Annotated in this window: 8 protein-coding genes; 3 read left to right on the top strand and 5 right to left on the bottom strand. The window is 72.3% G+C overall.

The window, feature by feature from the left end; all coding sequences use genetic code 11:
* Positions 1-100: 100 nt before the first annotated feature.
* Complete coding sequence (locus AC5P1C_RS16825) at positions 101-721, top strand: TetR/AcrR family transcriptional regulator (protein WP_493866647.1); 621 nt, start codon at positions 101-103, stop codon at positions 719-721.
* A gap of 19 nt (positions 722-740) precedes the next feature.
* On the opposite strand, the gene AC5P1C_RS16830 is transcribed toward AC5P1C_RS16825, so the two are convergent.
* Positions 741-905: a hypothetical protein gene (locus AC5P1C_RS16830; RefSeq protein ID WP_493866648.1), complete on the bottom strand. Its 165-nt coding sequence runs from the start codon at positions 903-905 to the stop codon at positions 741-743.
* Positions 906-1,088: 183 nt separating this feature from the next.
* On the opposite strand from AC5P1C_RS16830, the gene AC5P1C_RS16835 reads away from it, so the two are divergent.
* Positions 1,089-2,273 (top strand): sensor histidine kinase, encoded by a 1,185-nt coding sequence (locus AC5P1C_RS16835; RefSeq protein WP_493866649.1) that lies wholly within the window; start codon positions 1,089-1,091, stop codon positions 2,271-2,273.
* Complete coding sequence (locus AC5P1C_RS16840; protein WP_493866650.1) at positions 2,261-2,905, top strand: response regulator transcription factor; 645 nt, start codon at positions 2,261-2,263, stop codon at positions 2,903-2,905. Before AC5P1C_RS16835 ends, AC5P1C_RS16840 begins: the two co-directional genes overlap by 13 nt.
* Positions 2,906-3,072: 167 nt before the next feature.
* Here AC5P1C_RS16840 and galE read toward each other — a convergent pair whose 3' ends face one another.
* The 4 genes from galE to AC5P1C_RS16860 form a co-directional block, all read right to left on the bottom strand.
* Complete coding sequence (gene galE, locus AC5P1C_RS16845; RefSeq protein ID WP_493866651.1) at positions 3,073-4,056, bottom strand: UDP-glucose 4-epimerase GalE; 984 nt, start codon at positions 4,054-4,056, stop codon at positions 3,073-3,075.
* Positions 4,057-4,191: 135 nt separating this feature from the next.
* A complete protein-coding gene (locus AC5P1C_RS16850) occupies positions 4,192-5,901 on the bottom strand; it encodes a glycosyltransferase family 2 protein (RefSeq protein WP_493866652.1) in 1,710 nt (569 codons plus the stop codon).
* A gap of 35 nt (positions 5,902-5,936) precedes the next feature.
* Positions 5,937-7,520: a hypothetical protein gene (locus AC5P1C_RS16855; protein WP_493866653.1), complete on the bottom strand. Its 1,584-nt coding sequence runs from the start codon at positions 7,518-7,520 to the stop codon at positions 5,937-5,939.
* Entirely contained in the window at positions 7,517-10,996 is a 3,480-nt protein-coding gene (locus AC5P1C_RS16860; RefSeq protein WP_493866654.1) for a bifunctional glycosyltransferase/CDP-glycerol:glycerophosphate glycerophosphotransferase, read from the bottom strand. Before AC5P1C_RS16860 ends, AC5P1C_RS16855 begins: the two co-directional genes overlap by 4 nt.
* Positions 10,997-11,061 lie beyond the last annotated feature (65 nt).

The raw sequence follows: 11,061 nt of genomic DNA on the forward strand, positions 1-11,061 counted from the left end.
CGACTCACGTCGGGACGGGTCCGTATCGTCGTAACGCCGAGAGTAGGTCTTCGCTACGTCGGAACGCAACCGTATCGTCGTCACGTTCTATGCTGTCCGCATGACGACGAGCAGGCCAGGAGATGAACAGCCGCGCCGCAGGGCCCCCGCGGGGGCGGCGGTGCTCCGTGAGGATGTGACCGAAGCCATCAGGGCCGCCGTCTTCGCGGAGCTGGCGGCGGTCGGGTACGCACGCATGTCCATCGAGGGCATCGCGCGCCGCGCGGGCGTCGGCAAGACGGCCGTCTACCGCCGCTGGCGCTCCAAGCTGCATCTCGTGCTCGACCTGGTGTCGGCGATAGCGGTCCAGGGTCTTCCGATGCCGGACAGCGGGTCGCTGGAGGGCGATCTGCGGCTGCTGTACGAGGTGACGTCGCGTGCCCTGCGGCATCCCGTGGCCTCGCAGGTGATCCCGGATCTGCAGGCGGAGGCGGCACGCAATCCGGAGATCGCTCAGGCGCTGCAGAAGGCGTTGCGCGAGGGGCAGCACGGGGTGGCGAACGGGATCGTGCGGGCCGCCGTGGCGCGGGGCGAGGTGCGGGACGGGGTCGACGAGGACCTCGCCCTCGACCTGGTGTCGGGGCCGCTCTACTGGCGGTCCGTGGTGGTGCGGGCCGAGCTGCCCAAGGGGTATCTGAGCAGCCTCGCCACGGCTACGGCGGCGGCTCTCCGGGCGTTGTGAGGGCGGGGAGAGGCCGTGGCTAGGAGTGCTTCTCCCGCATCAGGAACAGGGCCACGCCCGAGCCGAGCGTGACGACGCCGGTGCACACGCTGATCAGGACCTGCTGCACACCGTCGAAGGCGAAGCTGGTGGAGACGTTGGCGACCAGGGCGATCGCGAGGACGAGCCAGAGCAGGGCCTTCATGGCGGGGGCCTTTCGAGTCAGGGGCAGTCGGGGTCCGGGTGCCTTCGTTCGTGATCGACTCTGCCGGTGTGCGGGCCGCTTCGCGATGGTGCGTTCTCCCGGGCCCATGGTGTAGCGCGCTACACCATGGCGGGGGAGTGGCCTCGCCCGCGTGTGCGAATGGGGTCGCATAACCTCAAGGCCATGCGGGAGACACTGCGGCGTACGGAGCGGGCCCTGGAGCAGCTGGGCGCGGCGGCGCTCCTTTCCCTGGCGTCGTACCTCTTCATCGGGGTCATCCTCCTCACTCTCGTCATCACCCTCTTCGTGGTCGGTGCGGGCGCCATGCCCGAGACGGTCCTGATGCTGCGTCGGATGGCGGGCTTCAAGCGGCGCCGCGTCGCCGCGTGGACGGGCAAGGAGATCCCCGAGGCGTACGTGCCGCTGACCGGGACGCTGACCCAGAGGGTGCGCGCGGGGGTCACGGACCCGGCGACGTACCGCGATCTGCGGTGGCTCGGACTGCACTTCGTCTACGGCTGGCTGCTGCTGTACGTGGCGCTGCCGGTGTCCGTCGTCGGGATGCTGATCGACGGGGTGTGGTGCGGGCTGCTCGGCCGCCGAGCCGTGGTGCTGCCGCTCGTGGCGCGCATCGCCGACCTGGAGGCGGCCTGGTCGGGGGCGCTGCTCAAGGCGTCGCCGGAGGCGGAGCGGGCCGCGCGGCTCGCGGTGCGGGTGGAGGAGCTGACCGTCACGCGGGCGGGCGCGGTCGCCGCGCACGGCGCTGAACTGCGCCGCATCGAGCGGGACTTGCACGACGGCACGCAGGCGCGGCTCGTCTCGATGTCGATGCGCGTGGGTCTTGCGAGGCGCGCGTTCGACAAGGACCCGGAGGCGGCGCGGAAGCTGCTCGCCGACGCGCAGGACGAGGCGGAGGAGGCCCTGACCGAGCTGCGTCATGTCGTACGCGGCATCCATCCGCCGATCCTGACGGACCGGGGCCTTGTGGGGGCGGTGCGTGCGCTCGCCGCGAGCAGTGGGCTCGATGTGGCGGTGCGCGCGGAGGGGGTCGCGGAGGACGGGGTGGGGCCGGCGGGTGTGCGGGCTCCGGCGGCGGTGGAGGCCGCCGCGTACTTCGTCGTCGCGGAGGCGCTGACGAATGCCGCCAAGCACAGCGGGTCGGAGCGGGCCTCCGTGGAACTTTCGCGGGCGGACGGGGTGTTGAGGATCTCGGTACGTGACGAGGGCAGGGGCGGTGCCGACGATTCTGGGGGCAGCGGGCTGCTCGGGATGCGGCGCAGGGTCGCCGCGCTCGACGGGACCGTGGAAGTGGCGAGCCCCGTCGGGGGGCCGACCGTGATCGAAGTGGAGCTGCCGTGCGCGTGGTGATCGCCGAGGACAATGCCTTGCTGCGGGAGGGGATGGTGCTGTTGCTGTCCTCCGCGGGGCACGAGGTGGTGGCGGTGGCGGCGAGCGGCCCGGAGGTGCTTCCGGCACTCCTGGAGCACCGGCCGGATGTGGCCGTCCTGGACGTGCGGATGCCGCCGGGGTTCCGGGACGAGGGACTGCGGGCCGCGCTTGCGGCGCGGGTGGAGATTCCCGGGCTGCCGGTGCTCGTGCTCTCGCAGTACGTGGAGGAGACGTACGCCGCCGAGTTGTTGGGCGGGGGCGCGAGTGGCGTCGGGTATCTGCTGAAGGACCGGGTGGGGCGGGTCGACGAGTTCCTGGACGCGCTGGAGCGGGTGGCCGGGGGCGGGACCGCGCTGGACCCCGAGGTGGTCACGGAGCTGCTGACCCGGCGGCGGGACGACCCGCTGGACTCGCTGACGCCTCGGGAGCGGGAGGTGCTGCACCTGATGGCGGAGGGGCGGGACAACGGGACGATCGCGGCGGCGTTGGTGGTGTCGGACCGGGCGGTGAGCAAACACATCGGGAATGTCTTCGCGAAGCTGGGGCTGCCGCCCAGTGACAGCGGGCATCGGCGGGTGTTGGCCGTACTCGCGTACCTGAACCGTCGCTAGTCGGGGAGCCGGGCGCGCTTCTCCCGCTTGACCCACAGGGTCACGCCGCAGGCGAGGGCCATGGCTCCGGTGGCCACGCCGACCAGGGCCTGCCGTGTGTCGTCGTCGATGACGAAGCTGTGCGGCGGCGGTGCTCCCGTCGGTCGTCCGGCCGACCGGAGCCCGTTCTACTCCCGGCCCGCCCCCGGATGCATCCGCACCCACCCCGCCCACGCCGACGTCACCATCTCGCGCACGTCCCGCTTCGCCGACCAGCCCAGTTCATCGGCGATGCGGTCCGCCGAGGCCACCACACGGGCGGGGTCGCCGGGGCGGCGGGGGACCACCGTGGGCGGGCGGTCGTAGCCCGTGACCTCGTTGATCAGGGTGGCCATCTCCAGGACCGAAACGCCTTCGCCGCGGCCGATGTTGAGCGTCAGGTCGGTGCCGCGCGGCGCCTCGGCCAGCTTGCGGGCGGTCGCCACGTGGGCCTCCGCCAGGTCCACCACGTGGATGTAGTCGCGTACGCATGTGCCGTCCGGCGTCGGGTAGTCCGCGCCGAAGACGCGCGGCGCCTCGCCGCCCGTGAGCTTCTCGAAGACCATCGGGACCAGGTTGTAGACACCCGTGTCGGCAAGATCGGGGCTCGCCGCGCCCGCCACGTTGAAGTACCGCAACGAAGCCGTCGACAGGCCGTGCGCCCGGCCCGTCGCGCGGACCAGCCACTCCCCGGCCAGCTTCGTCTCGCCGTACGGGCTCATCGGGAGGCAGGGGGTCTCCTCCGTCACCAGGTCCACTTCAGGCATGCCGTACACCGCCGCCGACGAGGAGAGGACGAAGGACGCGACCCCGGCGTCCGCCACCGCCGCCAACAGGACCCGCAGCCCTTCCACGTTCTCGTGGTAGTAGCGAAGGGGCTGCTCCACCGACTCGCCCACCTGCTTCTTCGCCGCCAGGTGCACGACACCGGTGACCTGGTATTCCGCCAGCGTGCGGGAGACGAGTTCCGCGTCCAGCGTCGAGCCGGTCACCAGGGGTACGCCATCCGGGACGCGTTCGGCGATGCCCGACGACAGGTCGTCGTAGACCACGGTCCGCTCGCCCGCCTCGGTCATGGCGCGGACCACGTGTGCCCCGATGTAGCCGGCTCCGCCGGTGATCAGCCAGGTCATCGTCAGTGAGCCTTCCCTGTCGTGTCGTTCGGTGTCGAATCGTTCGGTGCCGAATTGCGCGGAACCGTCGGTGTTTCGGACGTGCAGTGACGTGCAGTGACGTGCAGTGTCGCAGAGCCGCGCGTACGGACGGCGTCAGCGCCCGCCGCTCCCCACCCATCGCGCGAGCCGCCTGCGCGCCACCCCCATCACGCCCCGCATCCCCGGAGCGAGCCGCACCGCCAGGTTCCCCGCCTGCGTCGCGTACGGCTGGGCGAGGAGAAGTCCACGGAGTGACGGCAGCGCCGTGCGCCGCAGCAGTCCCGGGCCCGCGACCGCCCGCGCCGTCGTGTCGCGCGTGGTCCCGTCGGCGAAGTGCAGCCGCAGCCGCAGGTCCCATACGCCGCCGCCGAGCGAGCCCAGGTCGAGGACGACCTCGGTCAGCCAGGTGGCCTGCCCCTCGGAACCCTCGGAACCCTCGGAACCCTCGGAAGCCCCGGAACCCGCGGACTTCTCCGGGGTGAACGCCGCCGTGCGGCGCAGCACCGGGCCCTCGCCGTTCCTCGGCGCGAGCTCCACGTCGACCGTCGTCGGGCCCGCGTCCGCCACCCGCCCGTGCAGCTCGTGCAGCCGCAGCGTCAGACGGCTCCGGCGCGCGCGGGGGCGCAGCTCGGCGTCCACCGCGAGGGGCAGCAGGCGGATGGGGCGTACGAGGAGGTGTTCCAGGGTCACCTGGGGGAGGTCAGGCGCCCAGATGGGGGTGGTGCCGTCGGGCGCGAGCGCGTAGGGAGGCGACAGGCGCGCGGGGCGGGCCGCCACCTCTTGGAGGCGCGGCAGGTCGCGCGGCTCGGGGGACGCCAGGATCACGCGGGCGATGATGCGGCCCGGCGCGGGCGCCGCGTCCAGGTCGGCGGTGTCGAAGGTCGTCAGGTACGCGCGCGTGGCCGTCCACCACTCCCGCCGGTACTCCGGGCTCCGTGTGGTGAGCTCACGCGCGTACATCCGCAGGCTGTGGTCGATGAACTTCGCCCGAGCCGCACGGGCCAGGCGCTTGCCCGCCTCGCCCGTCGCGCTCCGTGCCTCCCGGAGGATCTCGACCGACAGGCGGTGGGCCTCCATGCGGGCCCGCCAGTTGTCGATGCCCGAGCGGTCCAGGGAGATCGACAGCTTGGCGGCCGTGCGGCGCACGTTCCACACGTAGACGGGGTCCTTGATCAGCGCCATGCGCGGCCCTGCCGCCAGGACGCGGGCCGTGAAGACGAAGTCCTCGTACGTGAAGCGGCCTTCGGGGAAGCGCAGCGCGTGCCGGCGGAGGAAGTCGGTGCGGTAGAGCTTGTTGACGCAGAGCGTGTCCTGGACCAGGCGGGTGCGCAGCTCGGGGTGGGCGATCAGCCGGTTCTTCGTGTAGAGCATGGGCTGCCAGGGGGTCTCGCGTCCGGAGGGCAGCTCGCGGCGTACGGCCAGGCCGGTGACCACCTCGGCGTCGTGCCGCGCGGCGGCCTTGAGGAGGGCGTCCACCGCGCCCGGCGGCAGGACGTCGTCGCTGTCGAGGAACATCACGTACGCGGACGTCGTGGCCTCGATCCCGTCGTTGCGCGGAGTGCCGCAGCCGCCGCTGTTGGTGGCCCGGCGGATCGGTCTGACGCGCGGATCCTCACGCGCGAGCGCTTCGAGCAGCTCGCCGCTGCCGTCCGTCGAGCAGTCGTCGACGGCGATCACCTCGCGGACGGCGGGGCCCTGGGCGAGCGCCGAGCGTACGGCGTCCGAGACGTGCGCCGCGTCGTTGTAGCCGATCACGACGACACAGACCTGGGGCGACAGGGGTGCCGGGGGCGACGGGGGCGAGAGAGACAGTGAGGGGTCCACGGGGGAAATTTTAGAGGTTGCTGGTAATTATCCGATTAGGGGGTCTTCGACTGATTCGTGTTGCCGTCGCCCGCAGGCGTCGTTCCGCCGCCGACCCGCGCGAGCACCTCGCCCGTACGCGGCCCCCAGGCCACCACCACGGCCTCCTTCGGTACTGCCTGGTCGGGCGAGAGCAGCAGCCAGCGCACGTCGTAGCGGCGCACGATCCGCGTGCGTTCGTCGCGGGTCGACTCGGGGGAGAGGTAGTCGCGCACCTCCTGGAGGCGGTGGTTGCGCGTGTCCTCGGCGAGCGAGGCGTCCGGCCAGGCGGGGGCGACGAGGTTGGCGCCGTACGCGGGGATGGAGCGCGTGGGGTAGTAGCCGTTGGTGAGGACGACGTCGCCCTTGTGCAGATGGCTCATCGCCCAGCCGTAGCCGGGCCAGCGCGGCGGCTGGTCGAAGCCCACCGGGTCCAGGGCGCGCGGCACGACCGCGCCCGCCTGGAGCGTGAAGAAGCCGATGGCCGCCCCGGTGGCCGCGACGCCCCCCAGGGCCATGCGCCACCGGCGCCAGGGGCGTGGCGCGGCCAGCTCGATCGCGAGGGCGAACTGGAGCGGGACGAGGGTCAGGCCCAGGATGCGGCCGTACGTGTAGTGGCCGCTCAGCCAGCCGTACGCCACGACCGCGCACTCCAGCGCGAACATCACGACCAGCGGGTCGCGCCGGTTCCTGTAGAAGCGCAGGGCGAGCGCGGGAAGGCCGATCAGCGCGAGCCAGAACCGCTGCGGCATCTCGGTGTAGAGCTGCCGGTGGATCCAGTCGACGCTCTCGTCGCCGACGAGCGAGAAGACGGAGTAGTACGGCCAGCTCACCGCGATCAGCGCCGCCGTCGCGGCCGTCGCCGCCCACTTCCACGCCGCCGCGAAGGGGCGAGGGGCCGAGGCCGCGAACGCCGCGACGCCGATCACCGCCGCCACGGACGAGATCGGGTGGACGAGCAGGATCGCCCCGCACAGCGCCCCGAGCCCCACGTGCGCCAGGACGCCGCCCCGCGGCGACTTCGCGAGCGAACCCGCCCAGCTCCACGCCCAGAACGCCAGGCCGATCGCGAACGTCGACGGGTACGCGAGGTTCCCCGTCATCGACATCAGGCCGAGGTAGCCGCTCCACCACGCCATCCGGGTGCCCCAGAGCACCACCATCGCGAACAGGGCGAGGACCGGCGCCCATTGACGTGGCGTCAGGACCTTCACGAACCGGCCGATGCCCGTGAGCAGCACGAGCAGGTTCAGCGGCCCCGCCAGCTTCACGACCTCCCAGCCCGCAAGACCCGTCGCCCGCGCGAAGGCGCCCTGGGCCACCGCGTACGGCGAGTAGTACGGGCTGCCCGCGCCCGGCAGGTCCGCCATCGGGTGGCGCGGGTGCAGCAGGTCGGCCTTGAGCCGCTCGACGACCGCCGCGTGCTGCCCGAAGTCGCAGCACATGGGAACCCGCCAGAAGGCGAGGGACATGACGATCCAGAACAGACCACCGAAGACGACGTACGGACTCGGCCGCCACCGCCCGCGCCCGTTCAGGGCCGTGGCGCCATGGACCTGACGGCGGGTGAGGAGGCCGGCTCCTCGCGTGGCCATGGTCATCGCATGAGCCTCTCCGCGACACGGGCCGCGGCCCGTCCGTCGTCCAGGTCGCAGTAGGCCTCGCGGAACGCCGCGTACGCCTCCGCGTGCCGGGCCGTGAGCGGGTCCAGGTCGCGCAGCGCCTCGACGACCTCGCCGGTGGAGGCGAGCAGCGGTCCCGGGGCGCGGGTCTCGAAGTCGAGGTAGAAGCCGCGGACCGTGTCGCGGTAGTGCTCCAGGTCGTAGGCGTGGAAGAGCATCGGCCGCCCCGTGTGCGCGAAGTCGAACATCAGGGAGGAGTAGTCCGTCACCAACACGTCGGCGATCAAGAGGAGTTCGGCCGCGCGGGGGTGGGACGACACGTCGCGCACGAAGGGTGCGCGGGCCCCGGGCAGCCGGCCCGCAGTCAGCGGATGCTTGCGGACGAGCAGGACGTGGTCGCCGCCGAGCACGTCCTGTGCCGCGGCGAAGTCGAGTGCCGGTTCGTAGCGGAAGCGGCCGGGGGAGTACGCGAGATGGTCCCGGTAGGTCGGCGCGTACAGGATGATCCGTTTGTCCGGGGGGATGCCCAGATCGCGGCGCACTCGTTCGGCGATCTTGTCGCGGTCCTCGGAGAAGAGGAGGTCGTTGCGGGGCGAGCCCGCCTCCATGACCTCGCCTTCGTAGGCGAGTGCCCGCCCCAGGTGGGGGGTCGAGAAACGGTTCGGCGACACGAGCACGTCCCACTGGCGGGAGAGCGCGGGCAGCACGTCGAGGTGTCCGTGGTCGGCGTAGAGGGTGTCGGTGAGATCGGTGCCGATGCGCTTGAGGGGCGCGCCGTTCCAGGTCTGTACGACGGTCTGCCCGTCCCGCTTCTCGAAGAAGCCGGGCAGATGGCCCGCCGTGACGATGCGCCGGCAGCGGGCGAGCGCCTCGTACCAGGCGGTGCTGTGCTCCTCCACGCCCTTCGCCCCGGCGGGCACGCTCGTCTGCTGGTCCCGCGTCACCCACAGGTGCTCGACGTCCGTGCCGCGCCGCACCAGCTCCTCGTGGACCGCGCGGGGCGAGTCCCCGTCGAAGTAGAGCACCGCGTCCCGCAGGGGCCGCGCGCGCTGCCGCGGGTAGTGCGCGGTACGCAGCCGATGCCGCCGGTAGGCCCCGCGCTCGGCGCGCGCGAGTACGGACCCGGCCTCCACCAGCAGCCGGTCGCCGAACCGCCGGTCGACGGTGAACTCCCGCCCCTCGACGGTCTGATGGAGGGGAAAGGCGGCGGACACGGAGGCGAGCAGCCGCACGGGCATGCCGTCGTCCCCGGGGAGGCAGGCCGAGGCCCTGTGCCCCGCCTCCCGCAGGAACGCGTACCACCGCCCTTCCCGCAGCACCCCGCCCCCGGGCGCCACCGTCGCCCGGAAGCGGCCGGGGGTGCGGTCCACCGGGACCGTCAGTTCCTCGTCCCTGCCGCTGTGCCGGAGCACCAGTTCCGCCGCGTCCCAGCTCGCGTCGGACACCGTGCCCTCGATCGTCAGCGTGCCGTCCGTGCTCCACGCCACCCGGTCGGCGATCGGCTGCCGGGTCAGTTCGACGACGAGCTGGCCCCGGTCGTTCGCCGACGCGCACAGCTCGCGGGTGCCCGTGCGGGAGGCGTAGCGGCCGGGGGGCAGGTCGAGGGCCGCCGCGAGGGACTTCAGCTTGCCGTCCGGCAGGACCAGGTTGGCCTGCCAGCGGTCGCCGTGCGGGGGCTCGACCTCCTCGGGGGCCAGGTGGGGGGTCGGCGCGATGTCCTCCAGGTCGGCCAGGCGCACGCGGACGTCGAAGCGGTCGTCGCCGGAAAGCGCCACGGGGTAGTCGAACTCCGCCGACGAGTGCTTGTGCGTCAGGCGCAGGGCGGTCGGGCGCAGATGGCTCGGCAGATGTCCGCCGAGGACCATCTCGTCGCCGTCCCTGTGGTGTGCGTCGACCCGCGCCACGTACTCCTGGATCCGCAGCCTCAGACGGCCCTTGCTGAAGCCGAGGACCAGCCGGAGCCCGTCACCCAGTTCGCGTACGACGGACTGGGCCGCCGACCCGTCCAGGGGCCGGACCGCGGCCCGCCGCACCGAACCGTGGCCCGCGACGACCACGCCGAGCAGCCAGTTGCCCGGCCGCCACCGGCCGCCCGTCTTCAGCTGCTCGGGGTCGATGGTCAGCTCGAACCCGGAGAGGTCGTAACAGTGCAGCTGCTGCCGGGAGTTCTCGGTGGCCTGCGGCGCGGCCACCGTCCGGGTGCGCACCCTCCGCAACTGGGCCCTGCTGTGCGCCGACTTGAGGACGGCCGCCTTGATGGAGTGGCCGGGCCGCGTCGCCTCCAGGTTGCGCACGTACGCGTACCCGCTGATCCGCAGCAGCCCATCGGAGCCCCAACTCGCCTCGCGCACCCGGGAGATGACCGGCAGCTCGCCCCGCCCGAGCCGGGCAATCTCCTGCGGCACCCGGATGTGGCCGCCGGACGCGCGCGGATACGCGGCGCTGCGCCGCACCACGCCCCGGATCCGGAAGGCGCTCCCGTTGCGCTGCTCGAAGGTGAGGAGATCGATCAGGTCGGCGGTGCGTCCTTCGCGTACGAGATGCCATTTCACGCGCAGCGACACCGGGAGCCCCGAGACGACGTCCGGGTCCGCGCGGCGCAGGAACGCGGCGGCGCCCTTCATGAAGGCGGCGCGGTACTCGGGCCCGCCCATCGGGAGGCCCTCGAGGAAGTACACGAAGTCGTCGCGCAGGCAGGAGGTGTCGTACGTCCCCCGCATCTCGGGCGCGTGCTCGGCGAGGAAGGCGCTGACGTGCGCGCACGCCGCGATCCGGTCGCGCACGCCCTTGACGTCCGTGCGCCGCCGGGTGATCGAGCCCTCGCGCACCCGCCAGTAGTAGACGTGGTCGCTGAGCACGTCCACGGAGCCCGCGAGAAAGTGCGCGGGGATCATGACGGGGGTGTCCTCGTAGAGCTTCCCCTCGGGGAAGGTGAAGCCGTGCCGGTCCCAGAAGGCGCGCCGGAAGACCTTGTTCCAGGCGACGCGGTCGGCGAGCAGGTCCAGGTCGCGGCTGATGTGTGTGCGCGAGCGCGGCTCGGTGAGCCACTTGTACTGCCAGGCCTGCTGGCGTCCGCGCTCGTTCAGGCGCCAGACGTTACCGCTCGCGAAGTCCGATCCGGTCGAGTCCAGACTCCCGGTCATCCGGGCGTACGCGTCGTGCGGCACGACGTCGTCGCTGTCGACGAACGTCAGGTACTCGGCCGTCGGCGTCGCGTGCCGGACCCCGGTGTTGCGGGCGGCACTGAGTCCCGCGTTCGGCTGGCGCACATAGACGAACCTCGGATCCTTCGCCGCGAACTCACGGGCGATCCGCGGACTGCCGTCCGTCGAGCCGTCGTCGACGAGCACGGCCTCCAGATCGGCCATGGTCTGCCCGGCGATCGACTCCAGGCACTCCTCCAGAAACTCCTCGACGTTGTAGATGGGCACGACCACGCTGAGACGGGGCTGCACGGCGACCGGCCTTTCGTACGCTCCCAGTCACGGGAGTAATCATGGGAGTACGGGCGTATTCATCC

This window comes from Streptomyces sp. A18, from assembly GCF_059026065.1.

Bases quoted from the DNA above. Each gene is read 5' to 3' on its own strand.
- AC5P1C_RS16825 (WP_493866647.1), top strand. From the start codon at position 101: ATGACGACGAGCAGGCCAGGAGATGAACAGCCGCGCCGCAGGGCCCCC.
- AC5P1C_RS16830 (WP_493866648.1), bottom strand. From the start codon at position 905: ATGAAGGCCCTGCTCTGGCTCGTCCTCGCGATCGCCCTGGTCGCCAAC.
- AC5P1C_RS16835 (WP_493866649.1), top strand. From the start codon at position 1,089: ATGCGGGAGACACTGCGGCGTACGGAGCGGGCCCTGGAGCAGCTGGGC.
- galE (WP_493866651.1), bottom strand. From the start codon at position 4,056: ATGACCTGGCTGATCACCGGCGGAGCCGGCTACATCGGGGCACACGTG.
- AC5P1C_RS16855 (WP_493866653.1), bottom strand. From the start codon at position 7,520: ATGACCATGGCCACGCGAGGAGCCGGCCTCCTCACCCGCCGTCAGGTC.